Below are 25,464 nucleotides of genomic sequence, written 5' to 3' on the forward strand. Positions count from 1 at the left end.
TTGAAACCGATTGATCGGGCTCTGGACGGCGATGCGCCTGAACCAGCAACGGCGGGGAGATAGCCTGGCGGAGGTATCTCCGATGTGTCTGGTTTGATGCGAAAATGTACCGAACTATCGCGCTGGAGTGCCCGCGATACAAAAGAATACAAACTGCCTTTCCGCAGAGGCGGCGGTGAAAACGGCCATAGCCCGCCGGATGCCCTGCCGAGGCGGCGCTTTTGTATCAGAATGTATCTCGGCAGGCGGAGGTTACACTTGCATTCAAAATCCGCAGCCTGTGACATATGGGCGATACAAGCCGAACGTCATCTGAGCGCCGTGATCCATTCGACAGGAGAGACAGATGTCAGAGCAAATCAATCATCACCGCCGCCGTTTCTTCGGCATGACGGCAATCGCACTTGCAGCCGTCGAATTCGGCGTGGCCGGAGCGGCCGCAGCCCAACAGCCGCAGTCTTCTAGCGCAGCGCTGCCTGGCGTAAAGGCCGGGACCAATACGTCGTTCGAAGCGCTGAAGCAGGTCAGAACCGATGTGCTCGATATCGGCTATGCCGAGGCTGGAAAGGCGGATGGCCCGGTCGTGCTGCTGCTTCATGGCTGGCCCTACGATATTTACAGTTTCGTCGATGTCGCGCCGCTGCTTGCCTCGGCCGGCTACAGGGTGATCGTGCCTTATCTGCGTGGCTACGGCACGACCCGCTTCCTCGATGACAAGACACCGCGCAACGGCCAGCCTTCGGCGCTTGCCGCCGACATGATCGCCCTGCTCGATGCGCTCAAGATCGAAAAGGCTGTCATTGCCGGTTACGACTGGGGCGGACGGACCGCCAATATCATGGCCGCGCTGTGGCCCGAGCGCTGCAAGGCGATGGTATCGGTGAGCGGCTACCTTATCGGCAGCCAGGAGGCCAACAAGAAGCCGCTGCCGCCGAAGGCGGAACTTGCCTGGTGGTACCAGTTCTACTTCGCCACCGAACGCGGCCGCCTGGGCTATCAGAGCAATACACACGACTTTGCAAAGCTCATCTGGCAAACGGCGTCGCCGAAGTGGAATTTCGACGATGCGACCTTCGACAGATCCGCTGCCGCCTTCGACAATCCCGACCACGTCGAGATCGTCATCCACAATTACCGCTGGCGCCTGGGGCTTGTCGACGGCGAGGCGAAATACGATTCCTATGAGAAGAAGCTTGCCGCTCTGCCGATGATCTCGGTGCCGACGATCACCATGGAAGGCGATGCAAACGGTGCGCCGCATCCGGAACCTTCCGCTTATGCCGGAAAATTCTCCGGTAAATATGAGCATCGCACGATCGGCGGCGGCATCGGCCATAACCTGCCGCAGGAGGCGCCGCAGGCCTTCGCCCAGGCGGTCATCGACGTCGATCGTTTCTGATCGACGATAGAGGCACGTTGCCGGGGCCGGCGGAATATGCGTAGGTCGCATCTGGCACTTCGATAAGAGCGAGGCGGCGGGCGCGGCCGCAATCGTGAGGAATAGGCAATATGGATCATGTCGATCACATCCTGATCGTCGACGACGATCGTGAAATCCGCGAGCTGGTCTCGGGCTATCTGCAGAAGAATGGCCTCAGGACCAGCGTTGCCGCGGATGGGCGGCAGATGCGCAGTTTTCTGGAAGCGAATGCCGTCGACCTGATCGTGCTCGACGTGATGATGCCCGGCGACGACGGGCTGGTGCTGTGCCGCGAATTGCGCGCCGGCCGGCACAAGGCGATCCCGATCCTGATGCTGACGGCCCGCACCGACGAGATGGACAGAATCCTCGGTTTGGAGATGGGCGCCGACGACTATCTTGCCAAGCCCTTTGCCGCGCGCGAGCTTCTTGCCCGCATCAAGGCGGTGCTGCGGCGTACCCGCATGCTGCCGCCCAACCTGCAGATCAGTGAGGCTGGTCAATTGCTGACCTTCGGTGACTGGCGGCTCGACACGGTCGCACGTCACCTTCTCGACAAGGAAGGGACCGCGATTGCCTTGAGCGGTGCCGAATACCGCCTGCTTCGTGTCTTCATCGACCATCCGCAGCGCGTGCTCAACCGCGACCAGCTTCTGAGCCTGACGCAGGGCCGCGACGCCGAACTCTTCGATCGCTCGATCGATCTTCTTGTCAGCCGCCTGCGGCAGCGCCTGGGGGACGATGCGCGCGAGGCGACCTATATCAAGACGGTGCGCAGCGAAGGTTATGTCTTCTCGGTGCCGGTCGAAATTTCTGAGCCGCGCCGATGAGAGCCGATATTCCCATCCTGGCGAACCTGACGTGGCCGAGAGCTCTGCGATCGCGGATATTTCTCATTCTTTTGATCGGTTTGGCCTTCGCCTATGGGCTCTCCTTCAGTGTTCTCTACATGGAGCGCTACATGTCGGCCAAGGCGGTGATGCTCGGCACGCTGGAGAACGACGTCGCGACATCGATTGCCGTTCTCGATCGGCTTCCGGCAAGTGAGCGCGGCGACCTTCTGGACTGGCTGAGCCGCGGCAACTACCGTTTCGAACTTGGGACTGGCCTTGCCGGTGCGCCCGACAGCTCCAGCAAGGCGAGGGAGATCGCCGGAAAGATAGAGGCGGCCGTGGCGCACCGCTTTCCGATCCGCATCGAACGGATTCCAGGGGAGGTGAACCGGCTGCAAGCGCATCTGACGCTGAGCGACGGAACTCCTCTGACGATCGATGTCACACCGAGAGGCGTGATGCCGATCGCCGCATGGCTGCCTTATGTTTTCGCGATCCAGATGGCGCTGCTCGTTCTCTGCACCTGGTTTGCGGTCCGCCAGGCGATCCGGCCGCTCGGTGAGCTCGCCGCTGCTGCCGATGCGCTCGATCCTGATAAGGACGGTCAGGTTTTGAGCGAGGCCGGTCCGAGCGAGGTGGCGCATGCGGCAAGAGCGTTCAATGCGATGCGGGAGAGGATCGCCCATTATCTCGAGGAACGGGTGCAGATACTGGCGGCGATCTCGCATGATCTGCAGACGCCGATCACCCGCATGCGGCTGCGCGCCGACATGGCGGAGGATTCACCTGAGAAGGACAAGCTGGTGCATGATCTCGCCGAGATCCAGCGTCTCGTCCAGGACGGCATCGCCTATGCGCGCAGCGCCCACGGCAGCGGAGAGAAGAACGCCCGCATCGATCTCGCCTCGTTCATCGACAGTATAGCCTACGACTATCAGGACACTGGAAAGGCCGTTACGGTCGTCGGTCTGGTTGAAGGCGCCGCCTTCACCAGGCCGCACGCCCTTCGCCGTATCCTGTCGAATTTCATCGACAATGCCTTGAAGTTTGCCGGCGCCGCCGAGATCAGCGTCGAGCGAGGCGCTGACAATTCCGTCGTCATCAGCGTTATGGATCGCGGACCCGGCATTCCGGATGATATGCTCGAAGCCGCGATGCAGCCCTTCTTCCGGCTCGAGCAATCTCGCAACCGGGAGACGGGCGGCACAGGTCTCGGGCTGGCAATCGCCCAGCAGCTGACGGCCAAGATCGGCGGTTCTCTGAAGCTCTACAATCGCTCGGGTGGCGGACTGGCGGCGGAAGTCATCATTCGGTGATGTTGAAATTATCGGAATGGATTGTACGGGAAAATGTCCTGGACGCCGGATGCTACGTTTTGTGACATTTCCGCCGATTCCGGAAACATGCTGGATATATCGATCCGTCAAACCGCACTCCGTCAACCCGGCCGCGGTAGCGGCCAGTCGCATGAAGCGACGCAACAAGGAGTGTTTCCGTGACCAAGATCGACAAGGTACTTTATACCGGCAGGACCCGCACCACCGGCGGACGCGACGGCGCCTCGCAGAGCGATGACGGAGAGCTGGACATCAGGCTCTCGCCTCCCGGCAGCGCCCGGCCCGGCACCAATCCCGAACAGCTTTTCGCAGCCGGCTGGTCGGCCTGCTTCATTGGTGCGATCGGCATTGCTGCCGGCAAGCTGAAGGTCAGGCTGCCGGCAGAGACCGCTGTGAATGCCGAGGTCGACCTCGGTGCGACCGATGGCGACTATTTCCTGCAGGCCCGTCTCAAGGTCAGTCTACCTGGCATCGAAGCGGATGTGGCAAAGGCGCTGGTGGATGAGGCGCACCGGACCTGCCCCTATTCGAAGGCGACGCGCGGCAATGTCCACGTCGAAGTGACCGTTGCCTGACGCACAGGGATTGCCGGTCGGCCTCAGGATGGAGGATTTGATGAGATTGATGATCATCTGCATTCTGGGAGCTACGGTCTTCGCCGCGCCCTGCGTTTATGACGTGAGTTCGCGCGAGCCTTCGCCGCTGGCGAGCCTCGTCGCGGCGGCGTCCGCAGCCTCCTCGGATCAATAGGGAGAAAGACAGTGAAACTCTACCAGAATGAAATTTCTTCGGCCACATCGAGGGTCCGGATCGCGCTCGCCCTGAAGGGACTGACGGCCGAAGCACTGCCGGTCTCGATCCTCGGCGAAGAGGCCGAGAGCCGGCAGGATGGATATCGCAGCGTCAACCCTCAGGGGCTGGTGCCGGCTTTGCTGACGGATAGCGGCGCGCTCATCACCCAGTCGCTGGCGATCGTCGAATATCTCGACGAGATTCAGCCTGAGCCGCCTCTGATGCCTGAGACCGCCGAAGACAGGGCGCAGGCCCGGTCGATCGCGCTGGCGATTGCCGCCGAGATCCACGCGCTTCTGCCGCCGCGGATCGGCCTGCATCTCAAGACCGCCTTTCAGGCGGATGGCGATGCCATTGCCGCCTGGAGCCGTCATTGGATTGGCGAGGGGATGGGTGCGGTCGAGAGGATGATCGCTGGCCGCAGGCATGGTTCCTTCGCCAACGGCGATCGGCCTGGTCTTGCCGATATTTTCCTCTTCCCGCAGGCAATCAGTGCCCGGCGCTTGGGCTTCGATCTCGCCCAATGGCCTGGTATTGCGGACATCGTTGCGAAGCTCGAGGCGATACCGGCGTTTCAGGAGAATGCCCCGGCGCCAAGGAAATGACGTGAACGATGGAGAAGCGGCCGCGGTTGATAACGGCTTTCTAACGATCATCGTGGCGAGGGTCACTTTCGAGGCTGCCGAGATCCCCGGCAGTCAGGTTGAGCTGCGCTGCCCCGATGTTCTCCTCCAGGCGATGCAGCTTGGTGGTACTTGGGGTCGGTACGATCCAGGGCTTCTGGGCAAGCAGCCACGCGAGCGCCACCTGAGCGGAGGTGGCGCGTTTGCGCGCGGCGATGTCCGCGAGCGGTTGGCCTTTCGTGCTTCCTGCGAAAAGCGCGGCACGATGTTGCGGAAATCCTTGCTGTCGAATGTAGTAGCCTCGCTGATTGCGCCGGTGAGGAAGCCCTTGCCGAGCGGGCTGAATGGAATGAAGCCGGTGCCGAGTTCTTCGAGCACCGGCAGGATGTCCTGCTCAGCTTCGCGCCACCAGAGCGAATATTCGCTCTGCGGATTCGTTGTTGTAGGGGCCATAGGCTTCGGCGGTGTCGAAGAATGTCACGCCGCGTTTGACGGCCCGCCGGATCAGTGCGACGGCATCCTGGATACTGTCGCCGGCCCATTACCATAACTCAGCCCCATGCAGCCGAGACCGATGTCCGAGACTTGAAGTCCGCTGTTTCGACGTTGACGCAACCGCATAGCCCTTTCCCTTCAGCCTCGATATTCGCTGTCGGTGACATGCTCCATCCAGTCGACGACCTTGCCTTCGAGCTGTTCCTGGATGGCGATGTGGGTCATCGCGGTCATTGGCGCGGCGCCGTGCCAATGCCGCTCGCCCGGAGCGAACCAGACCACGTCTCCAGGACGGATCTCCTCGATGCGGCCGCCTTCACGCTGGACGCGGCCGCAGCCTGCCGTGATGATCAGCGTCTGACCGAGCGGGTGGGTGTGCCAGGCGGTGCGGGCGCCGGGTTCGAAAGTGACGCTGGCGCCGGCGGCGCGAGCGGGACCGGTGACGGAAAACAGCGGGTCGATGCGCACCGTGCCGGTAAACCAGTCTTTCGGCCCCTTGGCCGAAGGCTGCGAACCGTTTCGTTTGATTTCCATGATCGTGCTTCCTGTGTCTGCGGTCCGGACAGGATTGTCCGCGTTCTAGAATAGGTAGCGCGTGGCTTTGGCTCGGATTAGATGGTAACAGCGGCAAGGACCTATGAGAAAGTTTCATAAATGCCGCGCCCAGCCATTGATGATCTCGTCGTCTTTCTTGCCGTTGCCCGCGCACAGAGTTTCACGAAGGCGGCAGGGAAGCTGGGCGTATCGCAATCAGCGCTCAGCCACACGATCCGGGGGCTGGAGGAGCGGCTTGGGCTGCGATTGCTGACGCGCACGACGCGCAGCGTCTCGCCGACGGAGGCCGGTCAGCGCCTGCTCGCCACCATCGGTCCGCGGATGGACGAGATCGAGGCCGAACTCGCAGCTCTCAGCGCTTTTCCGCGAGAAGCCGGCAGGCACCATCCGCATCAATGCCGGCGAGCATGCCGCGGAGACGGTGCTCTGGCCGGCTTTTGAAAAGCTCCTGCCTGACTATCCCGATATCAATGTCGAGATCATCGTCGATTACGGCCTGACCGACATCGTCGCCGAACGCTACGATGCGGGCGTGCGGCTGGGGGAACAGGTGGCGAAGGACATGATCGCGGTGCGCATCGGCCCTGACATGCGCATGGCGGTGGTCGGCGCTCCCGCCTATTTCGAAAGAAGGCCGAAACCTCTAAGGCCGCAGGATCTTATGGACCACAACTGCATCAACCTGCGCCTGCCGACCTATGGCGGCATCTATGCGTGGGAGTTCGAGAAGGACGGACACGAGCTGAAGGTTCGCGTCGAAGGACAGTTGGTGTTCAACAATATTGCGCTGCGGCTGAACGCGGCGCTCGCCGGAGCGGGGCTGGCCTATATGCCGGAGGATGCCGTGGAACTGCATGTTGCCAGCGGCCGGCTCACGCGCGTGCTAGAAGACTGGTGCCCGCCGTTTCCCGGCTACCATCTCTACTATCCGAGCCGCCGGCATGCTTCGGCGGCTTTCGCGCTGGTCGTGGATGCCCTTCGCCTTCGGCGATAGAGGCCTGTTTCCCGGCCGACAGCCCACGCATGCAGATCAGCGCCGACGACCTTCCCAAACGGACCTCCATAGCTCTTTGAAGCCGCGGCAAATGGCACTGCGCGGCTGATTTGACATTCTATCGGTCGCCGCTACTTCAAATAAAAACTGAAGGAAACAATGAATGAATACTGCTGTGGCTGCCACGAAAGCTCGGACTGGAGTGTCCGGTTTAGACACAATTCTGGCGGGCGGACTTTCCACGGGCCACGTGTTTCTACTGGAAGGGAATCCGGGAGCGGGCAAAACCACCATTGCCCTGCAGTTCCTTATCGAAGGCGCACGACTCGGCGAGCAAGGGCTCTACATCACCCTTTCGGAAACGGAGAGCGAATTGCGGGCCGGCGCCGCGTCGCATGGGATGGTGATCGACGGCAATATCGAGGTCTTCGAGGTCGTGCCGCCGGAAAGCCTGCTTGATGCCGATCAGCAGCAGAGCCTGCTCTATTCATCGGATCTCGAACTTGGGGAGACGACAAAGGAGATTTTTGCCGCTTTCGAGCGGGTCAATCCTCGTCGCGTGGTTCTCGACAGCCTTTCGGAAATAAGGCTGCTTGCACAAAGCTCACTTCGCTATCGCCGCCAGATCCTGGCGCTCAAACATTATTTTGCCCGACGGGGCGCGACGGTCCTTCTGCTTGACGATCTCACCTCCGACGTGCTCGACAAGACGGTGCACAGCGTCGTTCACGGCGTCATCCATCTCGAGGAACTGGCGCCGAGTTATGGTTCCGAGCGCCGACGTCTAAGAATCATAAAATATCGCGGACAAGCCTTCCGGGGCGGTTATCACGATTTCATAATTCAGACCGGCGGCGTCATGGTGTTTCCCCGCCTTGTTGCCGCCGAACACAGATCGACGTACCTCCGTGATCAGATTTCCTGCAATATCCCGAAGCTGGACCTTCTTCTTGGGGGCGGCCTTGAACGAGGTTCCAGCACGCTTATCCTCGGTCCTTCCGGCACAGGCAAAAGCACGTTTTCGTTTCAGTTCCTGGCGGCGGCGGTCGCACGGGGCGAGAAGGCGGCGGCCTTCATCTTCGACGAGGAGCTCGGCTTGCTCTTTGCGCGCCTGAAGGCGCTCGGATTCGATCTCGAAGCGATGAGGGATGCGGATCAAATCCACATCGAACAGCTCGATGCCGCCGAACTGTCGCCGGGCGAATTCGCCCACCGGGTGCGCGACTGCGTCGACAAATCGGGAGCAAAAACAGTCATCATCGACAGTATCAACGGATATCAGTCTTCAATGCCGGATGAGAACTCGCTGATCCTTCACATGCATGAGCTGCTGCAATATCTGAACAGGCGTGGCGCCAACACCTTTCTGACCGTCGCCCAACATGGCCTGGTTGGTGACATGAAGGCACCTGTCGACGTTACGTATCTCGCCGATACCGTCATTCTTCTGCGCTACTTCGAGGCTGCGGGAAAGGTACGGCGGGCGGTTTCGGTGATCAAGAAGCGGACCGGCTTTCACGAAGATACCATCCGGGAGTACCGCATCGACGCTTCCGGGCTGACGCTTGGAGAGCCCCTCATCGGGTTCCAGGGCGTGCTTCGCGGCGTGCCTGAATTCATCGGCACTTCGGCGCCGCTCCTGTCGAGCGATGGTGGGGATAGCGGCAATTCCTAATTCCGGCAAACCGAAAGCACTGATCTACGCCCCGGCCGGGCGTGACGCCTGGGTGGCCATTTCGTTGATCGACGAGGCCGGACTGGCATCGATTGCTGCGGCCGACCTCTCCATGTTCGCCTCGTCACTCAGCGATGACATCGCGTTCGGCGTTCTGACGGAAGAAGCGGTTCGCTCGAGCGATCTGAAGGCGATCGCCGCCTGGGTTTCGGCCCAGCCGAGCTGGTCGGACCTGCCGTTCATAGTCCTCACCACGCGGGGTGGCGGGCCTGAGCGAAATCCGGGTGCGGCCAGGCTTTCCGAGGTACTCGGCAACGTCACCTTCCTCGAAAGGCCGTTCCATGCAACGTCCTTCATCAGCGTTGCCCGGACCGCCCTGAAGGGACGTCAGCGCCAGTACGAAGCGCGCGCGCAGCTCGAGGCCCTCAGCGAGGGAGAGCGGCGGCTGCAGACGGCGCTCGCCGCTGGTCGTCTCGGGGCATGGGAGCTGGAACTGTCCTCGACGGCCTTGTCCGTCTCGGCGACATGCAAGGCGATTTTCGGCCGAGATCCAGACGATGAAGTGACTTACGACGATTTGATCGCAAGCATCCATCCCGAGGACCGGAATCTGGTGCAGGCAAGCCTGCGCCAGACGATCGACACGGGGCGGGACTATTCGATCGAGCACAGGACGATTTGGCCGGATGGATCCTTGCATTGGACAGAGGTCCACGCGCAGCTCTATGCCGACAGATATGGTTCCGCCAAGAAGCTCGTCGGCGTCTGCTCCGACACCACGGCTCGCAAGACCGCCGAGGAAAATCTGAGACGGCTCAACGAAAATCTCGAAGAACGCGTCAGGGAGCGGACGAGGGAGGTCAACGCTGCCCATCAGACCCTGATCGAGGAGGTTGCCCAGCGTGAACGCGCCGAGGAGCAGCTTCGCCAATCCCAGAAAATGGAGGCAATCGGCCAACTCACGGGCGGCGTCGCCCATGATTTCAACAACCTGCTGATGGTCGTTCTTGGAAATCTGGAGCTGCTGGGAAAGCATGTCGCCGGAGATGCCAAGGCGACGCGTCTGGTCGAAGGTGCACTGCAGGGGGCACGGCGGGGAGCGGCGCTGACGCAGCGATTGCTGGCTTTTGCAAGACAGCAGGATCTGCAGGTCAAGCCCGTCGATCTCGCCGAACTGGTTTTGGGGATGAACGACCTGCTGCGGCGCTCGGTCGGCCCCTCGGTCAGCATCGAGACCATGCTGCCGGCTGCGTTGCCGCCGGCGCTCGCCGATGCGAACCAGCTGGAACTGGCCCTGCTCAACCTTGCGGTCAATGCCCGTGATGCGATGCCGGAAGGAGGCACGCTGTGCATATCCCTGCGCGAGGAACAGGTTATAGGTAATGATCGCGATGTCGGCGAGGGCAGCTATCTTGTGCTTGCGGTCGCCGATAGCGGCATCGGTATGGATGCGGACACGCTGAAGAAGGCGGTCGATCCGTTTTTTTCGACCAAGGAGCTCGGAAAGGGGACAGGTCTTGGCCTGTCGATGATCCACGGGCTTGCCGTCCAGCTCAACGGCGCTCTTGTTCTGGAAAGTGAAGTTGGGGTGGGAACGACCGCGGAATTGTGGCTTCCGGCGACCGGACTGTGCCCCGAGCGGCCGGTCGATGAATTGCCTGCACCTCAAGCCGCGTCGAGGTTGAGGATTCTTTTGGTCGATGACGATGCGCTGATCGCGATGAGTTCGGTCGACATACTGGAAGATCTCGGCCACGAGGTCGTCGAAGCAAATTCCGGCTCCGAGGCGCTCGAGCTCATCAGGAGCGGTGAGCATTTCGACCTGATGATCACCGATTATTCGATGCCCGGCATGACGGGCGCGCAGCTCGCCCAGTCGGTGCGGGGCCTGTACCCGCACCTGCCGATCGTTCTGGCGACAGGTTATGCCGATCTTCCCGCCGGCACGGACATTGATCTTCCGCGATTGGGAAAGCCCTACAATCAGGCTCAACTCGCCAAGGAAATTACCAAGGCAATGGCAAGCGCCGCGCCTCCGATTTTGAGACCTGGCCGCAATGCAGGTGCTTCAGGCGCTCACCTGTCCAAGGCCGACGACAGCCGCGATGAAATCGGCGATGGCGCCTGTGTTGTCTAGATCGAAGACCGGCAGGGACGTGTCCACTACCGCGTGATCGGCGGCGATCGCGCAGATATGAGGATCGGTCGGCGCGAGCGGTTCGCGATTGGCGGCCTCCAGGCGTCGAGCTTCGATCTTCGGGATCGGCTCGCGCTTATAGCCTTCGATCAGGACGAGATCACAAGGGGCAAGCCGGGCGAGGATTTCCTCGAACGCGGGCTCTGGGGCGCCGCGGAGCTCATGCATGATGGCGTAACGGGTGCCGGAGACGATGGTGACCTCATGAGCGCCGGCCTGGCGGTGACGGTAGCTGTCGGCTCCGACCTTGTCGATGTCGAAATCGTGATGGGCATGCTTGATCGTCGAGATGCTGTAGCCGCGGCGGGTGAACTCCGTCACCAGCCGGACGGCAAGTCCGGTTTTGCCCGAGTTCTTCCAGCCGGCGATGCCGAAGATTTTCGGTGCGGTCATGTGCGCAGGGCCTCCAGCCAGCGTTCTGCCTCGATGAGATCGTCAGGCGTGTTGATGTTGAAGAAGGGGTCGAGCAGGCTGGCGCGGGTCGGATGCAGCGGAAATACCACTTCCGTAACGTCATGCCGCAACAGGAAGTCACGCACGCGGCGTTTCTCGTCGGTAGCGATCCAGGCTTCCAGATCGGCGGCCAGTGTCACCGGCCAGAGACCGAAGACCGGATGGCTGCGGCCCTCGGAGGCGGCAATGGCGATCTGCGACGGGTGCTCCAGGGCTGCGGCCAGACGGGCGACGAGATCGATGGGAAAGAACGGGCAATCCACAGAGACGGTTACGACATGGGAAATCGCCGGAAGGCCAGCGCCGTAGACCATGGCCGCGTGGATGCCGGCCATCGGCCCGGCCTTGCCAGGAATGCGGTCGGGAACCGCGGCCACGTCCTCGGCGACTGCGTCAGCGTTGACAGCAACTGAGATGACCTGCTGCGAGAGACGGAGCAGCACATGGCGAAGCAGGCTCTCGGTTCCGAGCATCACCTCCGCCTTGTCGCGGCCCATGCGCTGCGAGCGGCCGCCGGCCAGCACGACGCCTGCTATGTCGGATCTGTCGAGCGGGAGTTCAGCCATCATCCTGCCTCAAACCGGTGAGCGCGGCGCCGATTCCTGCGCGATCGGGGGCACGCGGCGCTTGGCTTCACGATAGAACGTATAGAGGCCGGAAGCGATGACGATTGCGGCACCGAGGAGTGTCCAGCTGTCAGGCACTTCAGCGAAGAAGAAAAAGCCGAGCAGCGAGGAGAAGATCAGGCTGGTATAACGAAAGGGCGCGACGAAGGAAATTTCCCCGGTGCGCATGGCGAGGATCACCGACTGATAGCCGACGAGTACCAGCACTGAGGCGAGAAGGAGGTGTCCAAGGGAAGTCACGCTGACCGGCTGCCAGCCGCCGAGCACGGGAATGAGAAGCGCGCCGAAGAAGGAGATGGAGGTCGCGGTGATGACGGTGATCATCAACGATGGAATCTCCGGATCGATCGAGCGGGTGGCGAGATCGCGGCCGGCCGTCGTCATGACCGCACCGACGCAGAGGAGGGCGGCGGCGGTGAACCCTTCGGGGCCGGGGCGGATAATGATCATCACGCCGACGAGACCGACGAGGATCGCCGACCAGCGCCGCCAGCCGACAGGCTCCTTGAAGAAGAGCGCGGCGCCGAAGGTGACGACCAGCGGCAGTGACTGCAGGATCGCTGAGGCATTGGCGATCGGCATCATGCCGAGCGCGGTGATATAGGTGACGGCAGAGAGCATCTCGCAGATGATGCGGAGAATGATCATCGGCTTCAGCACGACGCGCCAGGAGCGCAGCGCGCCCATTTTCCACGCAATCAGAAAGATGAGCAGGCTGGTGAAAAGGCCGCGCAGGAACATGATCTCGCCCGCATTCATATGGGCGATCACCGATTTGGAGAGTGCGTCGCTCGCGGAAAAGCCGGCCATCGCCATGCTCATATAGATGGCGCCCTCGGTATTGCGTGACCGCGACATGAAGAGATTCCCTTTACCTGTGCGCTCCTTCTTAGTCGGGAAGATAAATGAAGGGAATCGAATGAATGTCACACCCTGGGATAAATCGATGATGCAGCGCACAATGACGCTGACGTTACGGCAGGCGACTATATGGAACTTGCGTCAAATGCCGATCTAGCTCGCGAATCCGATGTGGCCAGTATAATTTCCTTCCCAACCCGGTTGCGAAACTGATCGCTGATCAAGACCATGCGCATTCGGCGAGTTTTGCCTTTGCGCGCGGGAAACGGGTGGCTGCATCGGCTGATGTCTGAGATCTGGGATGCCTCGACAACTGAGGAGAAACGGACATGACACTTCTGAACGACAAAACCGCGATTATCACCGGCGCAAGCTCAGGCATCGGCCGTGCGGCCGCGAAGGTTTTTGCACGCCAAGGCGCGAGACTGGTAATCAACGGCCGGCGGCAGGAGGCGCTCGATGCCGTCGTCGCCGAGATCGAGGCAGAGGGCGGGGAGGCTGTCGCCATTGCCGGCGACGTCAGGGACGAGGCGCTGCAAGCAAGGCTGGCCAAAACAGCGATTTCGCGGTTCGGCACGCTCGATATCGCCTTCAACAATGCCGGTGGACTCGGCGAGATGGGGCCGGTCGGAGGAGTGTCACTGGAGGGCTGGCGCGAGACGATCGAGACCAATCTGACGGCCGCCTTCCTCGGCGCCAAGCACCAGTCGGCAGCGATGGGAGAGGGCGGCGGTTCGCTGATCTTCACCTCCACCTTCGTCGGCTACACTGCCGGCATGCCCGGCATGGGCGCCTATGCGGCGAGCAAGGCCGGCTTAATCGGTCTCGTGCAGGTGCTGGCCGTTGAACTTGCGTCCCGCAAAATCCGCGTCAACGCGCTGCTGCCTGGTGGGACCGATACGCCTGCCAGCATCACTAACGCGCCCGATGCCACCGCGGAACTGCTCGCCTTCGTCAATGGGCTTCATGCGTTGAAACGCATGGCGCTGCCAGAAGAGATCGCCAATGCGGCGCTCTTCCTGGCGTCCGACCTGTCTAGCTTCGTGACGGGGACGGCGATGTTGGCGGATGGTGGGGTGTCGATCAGCCGGACGTAATTGGGTGAGGGGCGTTCATTTTGTCTTCGCTGGTGCTCAGCGAAGCCAGGCAATGAAGGGCGTGCCGTGTGGCCCCCTCATCTGCCTGGCGGCATCTTCTCCCCGAGGGGAGAAGGGACTCGTGGCGGCGCCTTGCTCCCTCTTCTCCACAGCGGAGAGAAGATGCCCGTCAGGGCAGATGAGGGAGCGAGGAGCGTCGGCGGCAAGCGAAAGGTATATGGCTGCTTCAGGTTCCAGCTTCAATGCCTTCCCAGCCCGCCTAGGACATAATCAACCCGCCATCCACATTGATCGTTTGGCCGGTGATGTAAGCGGCGTCGTCGCTGGCGAGGAAGGTCACCAGGCCGGCGACGTCCTCGCCGGAGCCGGCGCGTTTCATCGGGATGCCCTCGACCCATTCCTTCATCAGCTCGCCCGGGCCGTAATTGCCGAGCAGCTTGCCCCAGGCCTGGTCGTTATAGGCCCACATGTCGGTCTCGATGATGCCGGGGCAGAAGGCGTTGACGGTGATGTTATCGGTCGCGACTTCCTTGGCGAGGCTCTGGGTGATGCCAACGACGCCCATTTTCGAGGCGGCATAGTGCGGCGTGAAGATGAAACCGTCGCGGGCCTGGCCGGAGGCGGTGTTGATGATCCGGCCTCCGCGCTTGTGCTTGCGCATTCTTGCAATGGCCTCCTGGGCGCAGAGGAAAACGCCCTTGGTGTTGACGGCCATGACCTTGTCCCACTCGTTTTCGGTCAGATCCTCGACGCGGGCGATAGTGATGACGCCTGCGTTCTGGATAGAGACGTCGACGGTGCCGAATTCCTTTTCGGCGGCATCGTAGAGCGCGATGACGCTCGCCTTGTCGGTAACGTCACCGATGAAGGAGATCGCCTTGCCGCCTTCGGATCTGATCCCTTCGGCAACGCCATGGACCAAGTCCTCATTTGCCGAGACGACGAGATTGGCGCCTTCGCGGGCAAAGCGTTTGGCGATGGCAGCGCCGATGCCGCGGCTGCCTCCGGTAATGACGACAGTCTTGTTTTCGAAGCGTTTCATGCTCTTTCCCTCGTATCCTGACATAACAGCAAATCTGGGCGCGGCCCGCGGCTGTCCGGCGTGAAGACGACGATATCGCGCGCCGTCGTGCCCGTTGGTCCCTTCAGCGCCTCGGTCTCAGCCAGGGAGGGAGCGAGACCGTTCATTGTCCAGCTGCCGGCTTCTCATCTCATCACCAGCAGCAGAAACCGCCATCGACGAGAAGATCGACGCCGGTCACGAAACTTGCTGCATTCGACAGAAGGAACACCGCCGGACCTACCATTTCGTCGACGGTTGCCATGCGCTGCATCGGCGTCTGCTCTTCGAAGAGCTTGGTCTGGTGGACCATCTCAGGACGGGTGTTCATCGGCGTTGCGGTGTATCCGGGGGAGATGGTGTTGACGCGAATGCCGCGGTCGACCCATTCCATGGCCATAGACTTCGACATATGGATGACGCCCGCCTTAGAGGCGTTGTAATGCGCCTGGCTCAGTCCCCGGTTGACGATCACACCGGACATGGAGGCGATGTTGACAATGGAGCCGCGTCCATTCTTCAACATTGCACGGGCTTCGGCCTGGCAGGAAAGGAATATGCCTTTCAGATTGATATCCATCAGCGTCTGATATTGGTCCTCTTCCATCTCCTCCGCCGGGTTGGCGTTGGCGATGCCGGCAGCATTCACTGCAAGGGTCAGGGCGCCGAGATCGGCTTCGGTGCGCGCGACGGCGTCTGCAAGGGAGGCTTTGCTCGTTACATCGGCCGCAATCTGGATCGAGCGGCGGCCGGCGGCGCTGATATGTTCAGCCGTCTTGGCCAGTCCGTCATCGGTCCGGCGGTCGAGCAGAGCCACGTCGGCGCCGCATTGGGCAAGGCCGATGGCAATGCGCTGCCCGATGCCGCTGCCGGCGCCGGTGACGATGGCGACCTGGCCGCTGAGATCGAAAAGCTTCGGGGCGTTCAGAGTGATGTCGGACACCGCTCTTCCTTTCTCTGGTTGTTCAGAGCATTTCCGTTTTTCTTCGAATCACGCAAATGCCCTACCTCTTTGTTTTCACGCAATTCCTGACGCAAAACCGCTTCACACTTTTGTTGGAATTGTTTTAGATGGTGGCGAGCTCCATGACCGAAACGTCATTCGCCTGGTCACGATTAAGAATTCCCGCCTGCTTGCCTTGGGCAAGCACGAGAATGCGATTGGAGACGCCGAGGACTTCCTCGAGGTCCGAGCTTACAACGATGACCGCCACGCCCTGTTTGGCGAGATTTACGATAATGTCGTAGATGCCGGCGCGGGCGCCGACATCAATGCCTCGCGTCGGTTCGTCGAGCACGACGACCTTGGGATCGCGCATGAGCCACTTGGCGATGACGACCTTCTGCTGATTGCCGCCTGATAGGTCCGAGGCGTATTGCTCGGCACGGCCCTTGACGCCGAACTTGGCGACGGCCTTTTCCGCAAAGGCGCGCTTGATGCGCGGCGTGATCCAGCCGCCGCCCAGTTTGTCGAGATTGGCGTAGACGATGTTCTCGCTGATCCGGTGCCCGACGACGAGGCCTTGCTCCTTGCGGTCTTCGGGAACCATCACGATACCCCTCGCGATAGCGTCCGCGGGATCGCGCAGGCTCAGTTCCTCGCCTTCCAGCCTGATGGAACCGGCGCTGATCGGATCTGCGCCCGAAATCGCACGCACCAGTTCGGTGCGGCCGGCGCCGACCAGCCCGGCGATGCCGAGAATTTCGCCGGCCCGCACCTCGAAGGTGATGTCACGGAACGAGTCGTCCGGCGAACTCAGGCCGGAGACTTGAAGGACCGGACGGTCCGTCGGAACGGGCAGGGCGGGGAACAGGCGGTCAAGCGGGCGACCGACCATGCTCTCGACAATGGTTCGCACCGGGGTGGCGCTGTCTGCGAATTCCTGCACCCGCTCGCCGTCGCGAAGAACGACGATCCGGTCAGTGATCTTCTTGATCTCTTCCATACGGTGGGAAATGTAGACAATGCCCACGCCTTCCGACCGAAGCTTGCGAACCTGTTCGAACAGAGCTTCCGTCTCTGCGCCGCCGAGGGCGGCCGTCGGCTCATCGAGGATCAGCAGCTTTGCGTTGAGCGCCAGCGCCTTGGCGATCTCGATGAGTTGCTGATTTGCCGTGGAAAGGCCGGCGACCTTCCGCGTTGCCGGTATGTGAAGGTTCAAGCGAGCGAGCTGGTCCTGGGCGCGGCGAACCATCTGGGCACGATCGACGACGCCGTTTTTCATCGGCCAGCGTCCGATGAAGACGTTTTCGGCGACCGAGAGTTGTGGCAGAAGCTGCAGTTCCTGGTGGATCAGGACAATGCCCTTGTCGATCGCCTCCCTGGGATTGGCCGGGGCATAGGGCTGCCCCAGCCATGTCATCGATCCTTCGGACGGCGTGCGGGAACCGGCTATGATGCCCGACAGCGTGGACTTGCCTGCTCCGTTTTCACCCAGAAGAGCAACCACTTCGCCGGGATAGACGTCCAGGCTGACATTCTTCAGCACTTGGAGCGGCCCATACCACTTGGATATGCCCCTCAGGGAGAGAACGGGATCAGTCATGGCACACCTCCTCAAGACCTCGGCTTTATCAGGGATGGTTGGCGATGAAGCCTGCGACGTTTTCCTTGGTTGTCAGCGTGGCATCCATGAGTTGGACCGGGGGTACCTTCTCGCCGGCGACAAGCTTGGCGGCATTTTCAACGGCGTCGCGGCCCATCTTCTGTGTCTGCTGAGTGGCCGTAACGTCGAAGACGCCCTTGCTGAGGGCTTCGAGCGCTGCGGTGTCGCCGTCGAAGCCGCCAACCACGATCTTCTGGGAAGGTTTCGCGACCTTGATTGCCTGCGCGGCGCCGAGTGCAAGAGCATCAGCCTGAGCGAATACGATCGAGACGTCCGGGTTGGCCTGCAGCATGTTCTGCATGATCTGGAAGCCTTCATCCTGGCTCCAGATGTTGGAGTACTGCTCGGCGACGACCTTCACATCCGGGTTGGCCTTAAGAGATTCACCGCAGCCCTTCGAGCGATCGACTTCCGGGGTCGTGCCCTTCTGGCCATGAATGATGACCATCTTCCCCTTGCCGCCGGCTTCCTTCAGGATATAGTCGCAGACGGCCTTGGCAGAGGCGACGGAATCCGTTGCGAGGAATGTGTCGCCCGGGGCCCCCTCTGCGTTGCGGTCAACGTTAACCACCGGGATGCCGGCATTCTTGGCGAGCTTGACCGGAACGCTCGCAGCGGCCGCACCTGCCGGAATGTAGATAAGCGCGTCGATTTTCTGGGTCAGAAGATCCTGGATCTGGTTGACCTGTGTCGGCCCGTCGCCCTTGGCGTCGACCGTGATGACCTCGATGCCGCGCTTCTTGGCTTCGGCCTCGACCGATTGCTTGATCTGGTTGAAGAAGTTTGCCTGCAGGTTGGCGACGGCGAGGCCGAGCTTCTTCAGTTCCGCCGCGTGTACCGGACCGAGCATGAGACCGAGCAGTGCGGCAGATGCGAGCATGGTGCGCGCTATTTTCATTGTAGTTCCTCCGTTGTTAATGGCACCCTCGGGTATGTCCTCCCCCTCGGGTTATTGATCCGCCCCGATCTTTCAGGGCGGAATTCCGGGTCCGCCAAAGCGGCGGAGCCTGCTCGTCAGGCTCGACGCCGACGAATGGTTTCAGCGCCGACCGCAAGCACGATGACGATGCCGATGATCACCTGCTGAAGAAACGGTGAGACGTTGAGAAGATTGAGACCGTTGCGCAGCACTCCGATGATGAGAACGCCGATCAGAGTTCCTCCGATGCCGCCCGCACCGCCGGAGAGCGACGTCCCGCCGATGACGACCGCGGCGATGGTGTCGAGCTCATAGCCGAGGCCGCTGGAGGGCTGGACGGAATCGAGTCGGGCTGCGAGCACGACGCCTGCAAGTCCCGCAAGGACCGCACTCACGACATAGACGCTGATCGTTACGAGCGGGACGTTGATGCCGGCCAGGCGCGCAACTTCGGCGTTTCCGCCCACCGCATAGAGCATGCGACCTTCGGACCGGAAGTGCAGGAAAAGCCATGCCGCCAGAACAACCGCAAGCATAAGAAAGACTGTGGCAGTCATGACGCCAAAGTGGCGATCGATCGCCAGCATCATGAACCAGTCGGGGAAGCCGACGATTTGCTGGCCGTCGGTGATCATGTTGGCAACGCCGCGGGCGGCCGACATCATTGCCAGGGTGGCGATAAAGGCCGGAACCCTGAACTGCGTCACCAGAAGTCCGACGATCAGTCCGCAAACAGCCGAGGCGATCAGCGCAAAGGCGATGCCGACGGGCAGGGGCAGGCCGGCGACGTTTGCGGTCCAGCCCATGACCATCATCGCCAAGGCGAGCGCCGAGCCGACGGAGAGATCGATGCCGCCGATCAGGATGACGAACGTCATGCCGACCGCCATAATGCCGAGAACGGTGATCTGGTCGAGAATGTTCAGGCCGTTTCGAACCGACAGAAACGTGTCCGTGCTGAAGCTCAGAAAGATGCATAGCGCGAGCAGACCCACGAGCGGGCCGGTAGCTCCCTTGAGCTTGCCCAGCCACGCACCGGACGAAAGCCTGTGTTCATTGATATCGAGCGCCACCATTGCTCCTCCCTATGCTTTAGGCCTGTATCCGTTATTCGTTCAGTGCAGAATAAATATTCATGCCTGCTGGAAAATTCATTAACAACTTGCTTTCCGGCTGTCAATAACATTTCCGGTGATGTACGCTCTCGAGAGCTTCGCCAGAGGGGTTGACTAATCGATCTGTTGTGCAAAAATATTGGTGACTGAATATTTATGCACACGAGGAGCCCATGGATACGACAGAACTCGAGCGTATCGCCCGCGAAATCCGATTGCGCGATCTCCAGGCGGTTTTTGAAGCTGGCGCCGGCCATATTGGTGGAGAGATGTCGGTCATCGACATTTTGACCGCCCTCTATTTTCGTGTGCTGAATGTCTGGCCTGATCAGCCCAAACACCCCAACCGCGACAGGTTCGTGCTTTCAAAGGGGCATACGGCTTGCGCTCTCTACGTGACGCTCGCAAAACGCGGCTTCATTCCGGAAGAGGAGATTTCCACCTTCTTGCAGCCGCATTCGAGGCTGAACGGACATCCGAATTGCAATAAGGTTCCTGGCGTCGAGACGAACACGGGGCCGCTCGGCCACGGTCTTCCGGTCGCAGTCGGAATGGCGAAGGCCGCCAAACTCTCGGGCGGGAAATTTCACACCTACGTCGTCACCGGAGACGGTGAGATGCAGGAGGGGTCCAACTGGGAAGCGATCATGGCGGCCGCCCAGTTCAAGCTCGATAATCTGACGCTGGTCATCGATCACAACAGGTTCCAGCAGGGAGCTGCGCTCGCCGAAACCAATGATCTCGCCCCTCTTCGTCCGAAGCTTGAAGCCTTCGATTGGGAAGTCACCGAAATCAATGGGAACAAGATGAGCGAAGTCGTTCCTGCTCTCGAACACCGGGGATCAAGGCCACATTGCATCGTCGCCCACACCAACAAGGGCCATGGAATCTCGTTCATGCAGGACCGGGTCGAGTGGCACCACAAGGTTCCGAGTAGGGAACAATACGAAATCGCATTGGCAGAATTGTCGGAGGCACTGTGATGAACGCGCCAGTAAACCCACCCAAGCTTCACGATTGCCGCGACGCATTCGCCTCCACGCTCGAGCGGCTGGCTGCCGAAAACGAAACGATCGTTGCCGTCTGCAATGATTCCGTCGGTTCCTCCAAGCTCGGCGGCTTCAAGTCGAAGTTTCCGGAGCGCCTCGTCAATGTCGGCATCGCGGAGCAGAACATGGTCGGCGTCGGTGCAGGGCTTGCCAATGGCGGACGGCTGCCCTTCGTGTGCGGCGCTGCTCCGTTTCTCACGGGCCGGTCGCTGGAGCAGATCAAGGCCGACATTTCCTACTCGAACGCCAACGTCAAGTTGGTCGGCATTTCGTCCGGAATGGCATATGGCGAACTCGGTCCGACTCATCACTCGATCGAAGACTTCGCCTGGACGCGCGTCCTGCCCAATCTCCCGGTCATCGCGCCCTGCGACCGGATCGAAACCGCCGCTGCCGTCGCCTGGGCGGCAACCTACAGCGGGCCCTGCTTCCTGCGTCTGTCGCGGGTCGGTGTGCCCGACCTGCTTCCGGAAGGCCATACGTTCGAACTGGGCAAGGCGAATCTCCTTCGCCAAGGTTCCCAAGTCACTCTGATCGCCAACGGGACATTGACGCATCGCATCGTGAGGGCTGCCGAGATTCTCGCAGACCGCGGCATCGATGCCAGGGTGCTCAATCTCGCAACGGTTCGTCCGATCGACGAGGAGGCCATCATAGCCGCAGCTAGGGAAACCGGAGCGATCGTCACGGCCGAAGAGCACTCAATCTTTGGCGGGCTCGGCTCCGCGGTGGCCGAAGTGGTGGTCGACCATGCTCCAGTGCCGATGAAGCGTCTCGGGGTTCCCGGCGTCTACGCCCCGACCGGTTCGGCAGAGTTCCTGCTCGACGAATTCGGGATGGCGCCGTCCGCAATCGCCGACGCCGCGCAGTCGCTGATCGAGCGCAAGTAATTGGGATCACGTGACCGGCCGGAGCGCATTTTTTGCCGCGGCGTCACCTGATTCGGGGAGGATAGAATGCGGGCAATTCTGGCAATCGACCAGGGCACCACCAATTCAAAGGCAGTTCTCGTTTCCGAGAAGGGAGAAATCATCGGCAGAGGTTCGGCTCCTGTCGGTATCGGCTATCCGAAGCCGGGCTGGGTCGAACAAGACCCACAACGGCTCTACGCATCGGTCTGCGAAGCCGTCGACGCTTGCCTGAAGGCTGGCCCCGATGTGGCTATCGAGGCTGTCGCCATTTCCAATCAGCGCGAGTCCGTCACCGCCTGGGATGCCGACACTGGAGAGGCGCTGGGACCGGTGGTCAGCTGGCAGTGCCGGCGAACGGCCCAGGATTGTGAACGGCTCATTGCCGAAGGCCACCTTGACCGGGTGCAGGCGCTCACAGGCCTGCCGTTGGACCCGATGTTTCCGGGTTCGAAGTTCCGATGGCTGCTCGACCGCATTCCGACCGGGCAATCAGTGCGGCTGGGAACGATCGACAGTTGGCTCATCCATTGCCTGACGGGCGGGCGCCGGCATGTCTGCGATGCGTCGAATGCCGCCAGGAGCCAGTTGTTCGACCTCAGGGAGCAGAGATGGAGTGAGGAGCTCGGCGGGATATTCGGCGTCGATATCGCGCTGCTGCCCGAGGTGCTCGACAGCTCCGCCGATTTCGGCAGAACCCAAGGATTGCCGGGAGTGCCTGACGGCACGCCCATCATGGCCGCGATCGGCGACAGCCACGCTGCCCTCTTCGGTCACGGAGCCTTCAAGCCGGGCGACGGCAAGGTGACCTTCGGGACGGGCTCCTCGGTCATGACGACGCTCTCGCACTTCATTCCCCCACGCAACGGCGTCACGGCAACAGTCGCATGGCGTCTCGGGGGAAAGCCGACATTTGCTTTCGAAGGCAATATTCTCGTTTGCGCCGCCAGTCTCCCCTGGATGGCCGATATTCTCGGCCTTGAGGATGTTGCGGCCCTCGTCGACCTTGCGGCGAGCGCCGAGCCGGGCGGACCCGGCTTCGTGCCGGCATTCGTTGGACTGGGGGCGCCTTACTGGAATGCCGATGCCCGCGCCCTGTTCTCCCAGATCAACTTCAACACGACTCGCGCGCAAATGGCCCGGTCGGTGACCGATTCCATCGCTTTCCAGGTGCATGACGTGATCGCGGCCATGCGGACGCAAAGCGGCGGCGAACTCGGCGCGCTCTATGTGGATGGCGGACCGAGCCAAAACCGCTTCCTGATGCAATGTGTGTCGAACCTCATCGAACATCCCGTGATCCAATGCGAAGCACCCGAGGCCTCGGCTCTGGGCGCTGCCTATCTGGCGGGACTGTCGCTCGGCATGTGGAGCGATCTCGAAATTGTCGCGGCGTTGCCGCGAAACACGGAGATCATCGAGCCGCAACCCGTCGATCGCGCGGGACTTCTCGATAGCTGGAATGATGCGCTCGCCCGCTCGACGTTCCGCGAAACACAGGCTAAAGGTGAATAAAAATTCACTCTGGGATTAGCGATGACTCGCCTCAACGAACTCCGCCTCATTTCAAGGGTCGCCCAGATGTACCACATAGAGGGGCGGCGGCAGGCGGAAATCGCAGAGCACCTTCGCCTGTCGCAGGCGACGGTATCGCGCATGCTGAAGCGCGCCGAGGCCGAGGATATCGTCAGAACCAGCGTGATCCCTCCCGTCGGCACCTATAGCGAACTCGAGGGCGCGCTTCGCGAGAAATACGGTCTGCCGGAGGCGATCGTCGTCGAGTGCACGGAAGATCGGGACGGGGCCATCATGGCCCGGATCGGCGAGGCAGCGGCGCATCTCTTGGAGGTGACGCTGGCGCCAGGGGAGATCATCGGCGTTTCGAGCTGGAGCCAGACCATCTTCAAGATGGTCGAGAACATCCATCCTCAGAAGAGCGCTCAGGCGAAATTCGTCGTCCAGACCCTTGGAGGCATGGGCGATCCTTCGGTGCAGACGCATGCGACGCAGCTGACCACGCGGCTTGCACGACTGACCGGCGCCGAGCCTAAACTGCTGCCCGTACAGGGCGTTACGACATCAAGGGAAGCAAAACTTCTGATGCAGGCCGACCCGTTCGTGCGCGAGACGATGGACCTGTTTGGCAGCATAACGCTTGCGATCGTCGGCATCGGAGCCGTGGAACCGTCCGAGCTTCTCGCACGCTCCGGCAACATCTTTTCGTCCCGCGAGCTCTCCGATCTCGCGGAAGCGGGAGCTGTCGGCGATATTTCGCTTCGCTTCTTCGATAGGAACGGCAAGCCGGTGAAGACGCCGCTTGACGACCGGGTCATCGGGCTGCCGCTCGAGGATCTCGAACGGGTGGACCGGGTCATCGCCCTTGCCGGCGGAGCCAAAAAGACCGACGCGATCGCAGGCGCGCTCCGCGTCGGGGTCATCGACATGCTTGTGACCGACAAGTTTACCGCGCAGCGATTGATCGACTGAAGGGTAGGATAGCGCCCGCCGCACCCGCCCGGGGGGTCCACTCTAGAACGACGGCTGATCGTCGTGGCCTGAGGCTCTCCCGCGAGCCCGGCTGGATACTTGGGAGTTTGCCGCACCGTATGCCGGCCCCTCGTTCGAACTCAGGGTGTTCGGCGCTGCGATCGATTCACTGGATCGATCGCTCCCCCGCTTTGCGGGCGCCGGGCCTCACCCACCCGTAACACTCATATGCCGTGCGACCGCTGGCCGATTATGAGTCCGGTCGATGATGAAGTCATGGCCCTTGGGTTTGCGGGTGATGGCTTCGTCGATCGCGGCGTGGAGGAGGGCGTCGTCTTCGGTGGCGCGCAGTGCGGCGCGGAGATCGGCGGCGTCGTTCTGGCCGAGGCACATATAGAGCGTGCCGGTGCAGGTGAGCCGAACGCGGTTGCAGCTCTCGCAGAAATTATGGGTCATCGGCGTGATGAAGCCGAGGCGGCCGCCGGTCTCGGAAACCCTGACGTAACGCGCCGGGCCGCCGGTCTGGAAATCAATGTCAGTTAGCGTGAACTGACGTTCGAGGTCGGCGCGCAACTCTGAGAGCGGCAGGTATTGATCGGTGCGGTCCTCTTCGATCTCGCCCATCGGCATGGTTTCGATGACGGTGAGGTCCATGCCGCGACCATGGGCGAAGCGCAGGAGATCGGGCATCTCGGCATCGTTGAAATTTTTCAGCGCGACGGCATTGAGCTTGATCTTGATACCGGCCCTCTGGGCGGCGTCGATGCCTTCCAGGACCTTGTCGAAATCGCCCCAGCGGGTGATCTTGCGGAACTTGTCGGGATCGAGCGTATCGAGCGAGACGTTGATGCGGCGCACGCCGCAATCATAAAGCTCGGCGGCATGGCGGGAAAGCTGTGAGCCGTTGGTCGTCAGCGTCAACTCATCGAGACCGGAGCCGATCTTTTCGCAGAGCTTGCGCACGAGATACATGATGTTCTTGCGCACCAGCGGCTCGCCGCCGGTCAGCCTGATCTTGCTGACACCCTTTGCGATGAAGGCCGAACAGAGGCGGTCGAGCTCTTCGAGCGTCAAAAGATCCTTCTTCGGCAGGAAGGTCATATTCTCCGCCATGCAATAGGTGCAGCGGAAGTCGCAGCGGTCGGTGACGGAGACGCGGAGATAGGTGACCGCCCGGCCGAAAGGGTCGATCATCGGATGCGCATCTGCCGTGAGCGGCGATGCGTTGCCTATCGTTCCCACTCTCTTATTCACCAATTCCTCCGCGGCGGGGATTTGAAGCGCGCCGATCGGGATGGGCCCCGTTTTCAAGCGACATCTTTCTATTTGTGCATATGTGATTGCCCCGTCAAGGGAAACGGA

23 protein-coding genes and 2 pseudogenes are annotated in these 25,464 nt (G+C 61.4%); 14 read left to right on the plus strand and 11 right to left on the minus strand.

Annotated elements, in window-relative coordinates:
* Nucleotides 1-346 precede the first annotated feature (346 nt).
* The 6 genes from CO660_RS28720 to maiA all read left to right on the plus strand — a co-directional run bounded on the left by CO660_RS28720 (nucleotide 347) and on the right by maiA (nucleotide 4,987).
* Nucleotides 347-1,399, plus strand: coding sequence for an alpha/beta hydrolase (locus tag CO660_RS28720; protein WP_097601464.1), 1,053 nt, complete (start codon nucleotides 347-349; stop codon nucleotides 1,397-1,399).
* A 110-nt stretch (nucleotides 1,400-1,509) separates the two neighbouring features.
* Nucleotides 1,510-2,250, plus strand: a complete 741-nt coding sequence (locus CO660_RS28725) for a response regulator (RefSeq protein ID WP_097601465.1) — start codon at nucleotides 1,510-1,512, stop codon at nucleotides 2,248-2,250.
* Nucleotides 2,247-3,569 carry an ATP-binding protein gene (locus tag CO660_RS28730; RefSeq protein WP_097601466.1) on the plus strand — a complete coding sequence of 441 codons (1,323 nt, stop codon included), beginning with the start codon at nucleotides 2,247-2,249 and terminating at the stop codon, nucleotides 3,567-3,569. The genes CO660_RS28725 and CO660_RS28730 overlap by 4 nt, the downstream gene beginning before the upstream one ends.
* A 179-nt stretch (nucleotides 3,570-3,748) precedes the next feature.
* Complete coding sequence (locus tag CO660_RS28735) at nucleotides 3,749-4,165, plus strand: organic hydroperoxide resistance protein (protein WP_097601467.1); 417 nt, start codon at nucleotides 3,749-3,751, stop codon at nucleotides 4,163-4,165.
* A gap of 40 nt (nucleotides 4,166-4,205) precedes the next feature.
* A complete protein-coding gene (locus CO660_RS34405) occupies nucleotides 4,206-4,340 on the plus strand; it encodes a hypothetical protein (RefSeq protein WP_280953019.1) in 135 nt (44 codons plus the stop codon).
* A gap of 11 nt (nucleotides 4,341-4,351) precedes the next feature.
* Nucleotides 4,352-4,987: a maleylacetoacetate isomerase gene (gene maiA / locus CO660_RS28740; protein WP_097601468.1), complete on the plus strand. Its 636-nt coding sequence runs from the start codon at nucleotides 4,352-4,354 to the stop codon at nucleotides 4,985-4,987.
* A 64-nt stretch (nucleotides 4,988-5,051) separates the two neighbouring features.
* Here maiA and CO660_RS28745 read toward each other — a convergent pair.
* Both CO660_RS28745 and CO660_RS28750 read right to left on the minus strand, forming a co-directional pair.
* Nucleotides 5,052-5,626: pseudogene (locus tag CO660_RS28745) on the minus strand (aldo/keto reductase); the annotation flags it as partial.
* Between the two features lie 12 nt (nucleotides 5,627-5,638).
* A complete protein-coding gene (locus CO660_RS28750) occupies nucleotides 5,639-6,034 on the minus strand; it encodes a cupin domain-containing protein (RefSeq protein WP_097601469.1) in 396 nt (131 codons plus the stop codon).
* A 120-nt stretch (nucleotides 6,035-6,154) separates the two neighbouring features.
* Between CO660_RS28750 and CO660_RS28755 the strand changes: the two are divergent.
* The 3 genes and pseudogenes from CO660_RS28755 (at nucleotide 6,155) to CO660_RS28765 (ending at nucleotide 10,861) form a co-directional block, all read left to right on the plus strand.
* Nucleotides 6,155-7,049: pseudogene (locus CO660_RS28755) on the plus strand (LysR family transcriptional regulator).
* Between the two features lie 163 nt (nucleotides 7,050-7,212).
* Nucleotides 7,213-8,724, plus strand: coding sequence for an ATPase domain-containing protein (locus tag CO660_RS28760; protein WP_097601470.1), 1,512 nt, complete (start codon nucleotides 7,213-7,215; stop codon nucleotides 8,722-8,724).
* Nucleotides 8,699-10,861 carry a hybrid sensor histidine kinase/response regulator gene (locus tag CO660_RS28765; protein ID WP_097601471.1) on the plus strand — a complete coding sequence of 721 codons (2,163 nt, stop codon included), beginning with the start codon at nucleotides 8,699-8,701 and terminating at the stop codon, nucleotides 10,859-10,861. The genes CO660_RS28760 and CO660_RS28765 overlap by 26 nt, the downstream gene beginning before the upstream one ends.
* Here the strand turns inward: CO660_RS28765 and mobB are convergent.
* The 3 genes from mobB to CO660_RS28780 are packed head-to-tail and all read right to left on the minus strand — an operon-like array spanning nucleotide 10,793 to nucleotide 12,858.
* Nucleotides 10,793-11,314, minus strand: a complete 522-nt coding sequence (gene mobB, locus CO660_RS28770) for a molybdopterin-guanine dinucleotide biosynthesis protein B (protein WP_097601472.1) — start codon at nucleotides 11,312-11,314, stop codon at nucleotides 10,793-10,795. The two genes, CO660_RS28765 and mobB, sit on opposite strands and share 69 nt — an antisense overlap.
* A complete protein-coding gene (mobA, locus tag CO660_RS28775) occupies nucleotides 11,311-11,940 on the minus strand; it encodes a molybdenum cofactor guanylyltransferase MobA (RefSeq protein ID WP_097601491.1) in 630 nt (209 codons plus the stop codon). The genes mobB and mobA overlap by 4 nt, the downstream gene beginning before the upstream one ends.
* Before the next feature lie 9 nt (nucleotides 11,941-11,949).
* Nucleotides 11,950-12,858 carry a DMT family transporter gene (locus CO660_RS28780; protein WP_097601473.1) on the minus strand — a complete coding sequence of 303 codons (909 nt, stop codon included), beginning with the start codon at nucleotides 12,856-12,858 and terminating at the stop codon, nucleotides 11,950-11,952.
* Between the two features lie 332 nt (nucleotides 12,859-13,190).
* On the opposite strand from CO660_RS28780, the gene CO660_RS28785 reads away from it, so the two are divergent.
* On the plus strand, nucleotides 13,191-13,958 hold the full coding sequence (locus CO660_RS28785; RefSeq protein WP_097601474.1) for an SDR family oxidoreductase: 768 nt from the start codon (nucleotides 13,191-13,193) through the stop codon (nucleotides 13,956-13,958).
* Nucleotides 13,959-14,217: 259 nt separating this feature from the next.
* On the opposite strand, the gene CO660_RS28790 is transcribed toward CO660_RS28785, so the two are convergent.
* From CO660_RS28790 to CO660_RS28810, 5 genes are all read right to left on the minus strand, one after another.
* The gene (locus CO660_RS28790) at nucleotides 14,218-15,000 is read right to left on the minus strand and encodes a glucose 1-dehydrogenase (protein WP_097601475.1); all 783 of its coding nucleotides are present in this window, start codon (nucleotides 14,998-15,000) and stop codon (nucleotides 14,218-14,220) included.
* A 172-nt stretch (nucleotides 15,001-15,172) separates the two neighbouring features.
* Complete coding sequence (locus CO660_RS28795; RefSeq protein ID WP_097601476.1) at nucleotides 15,173-15,961, minus strand: SDR family oxidoreductase; 789 nt, start codon at nucleotides 15,959-15,961, stop codon at nucleotides 15,173-15,175.
* Between the two features lie 124 nt (nucleotides 15,962-16,085).
* The gene (locus CO660_RS28800; protein ID WP_097601477.1) at nucleotides 16,086-17,564 is read right to left on the minus strand and encodes a sugar ABC transporter ATP-binding protein; all 1,479 of its coding nucleotides are present in this window, start codon (nucleotides 17,562-17,564) and stop codon (nucleotides 16,086-16,088) included.
* Between the two features lie 28 nt (nucleotides 17,565-17,592).
* Complete coding sequence (locus CO660_RS28805; RefSeq protein ID WP_085778401.1) at nucleotides 17,593-18,522, minus strand: sugar ABC transporter substrate-binding protein; 930 nt, start codon at nucleotides 18,520-18,522, stop codon at nucleotides 17,593-17,595.
* Between the two features lie 116 nt (nucleotides 18,523-18,638).
* Nucleotides 18,639-19,619 (minus strand): ABC transporter permease, encoded by a 981-nt coding sequence (locus tag CO660_RS28810; RefSeq protein ID WP_097601478.1) that lies wholly within the window; start codon nucleotides 19,617-19,619, stop codon nucleotides 18,639-18,641.
* Between the two features lie 212 nt (nucleotides 19,620-19,831).
* Between CO660_RS28810 and CO660_RS28815 the strand changes: the two genes are divergently transcribed.
* The 4 genes from CO660_RS28815 (at nucleotide 19,832) to CO660_RS28830 (ending at nucleotide 24,102) form a co-directional block, all read left to right on the plus strand.
* Nucleotides 19,832-20,641 (plus strand): transketolase, encoded by an 810-nt coding sequence (locus tag CO660_RS28815; RefSeq protein ID WP_097601479.1) that lies wholly within the window; start codon nucleotides 19,832-19,834, stop codon nucleotides 20,639-20,641.
* Nucleotides 20,641-21,597, plus strand: coding sequence for a transketolase family protein (locus CO660_RS28820; RefSeq protein ID WP_097601480.1), 957 nt, complete (start codon nucleotides 20,641-20,643; stop codon nucleotides 21,595-21,597). The genes CO660_RS28815 and CO660_RS28820 overlap by 1 nt, the downstream gene beginning before the upstream one ends.
* A gap of 66 nt (nucleotides 21,598-21,663) precedes the next feature.
* Nucleotides 21,664-23,130 (plus strand): FGGY-family carbohydrate kinase, encoded by a 1,467-nt coding sequence (locus CO660_RS28825; protein WP_097601481.1) that lies wholly within the window; start codon nucleotides 21,664-21,666, stop codon nucleotides 23,128-23,130.
* Between the two features lie 21 nt (nucleotides 23,131-23,151).
* On the plus strand, nucleotides 23,152-24,102 hold the full coding sequence (locus tag CO660_RS28830) for a sugar-binding transcriptional regulator (RefSeq protein ID WP_097601482.1): 951 nt from the start codon (nucleotides 23,152-23,154) through the stop codon (nucleotides 24,100-24,102).
* A gap of 207 nt (nucleotides 24,103-24,309) precedes the next feature.
* Here the strand turns inward: CO660_RS28830 and moaA are convergent, their stop codons facing one another.
* Nucleotides 24,310-25,356 carry a GTP 3',8-cyclase MoaA gene (gene moaA, locus CO660_RS28835; protein ID WP_097601492.1) on the minus strand — a complete coding sequence of 349 codons (1,047 nt, stop codon included), beginning with the start codon at nucleotides 25,354-25,356 and terminating at the stop codon, nucleotides 24,310-24,312.
* Nucleotides 25,357-25,464 lie beyond the last annotated feature (108 nt).

This window comes from Rhizobium sp. L9, from assembly GCF_002531885.1.
In the GTDB taxonomy this organism is placed as follows: Bacteria; Pseudomonadota; Alphaproteobacteria; order Rhizobiales; family Rhizobiaceae; genus Rhizobium.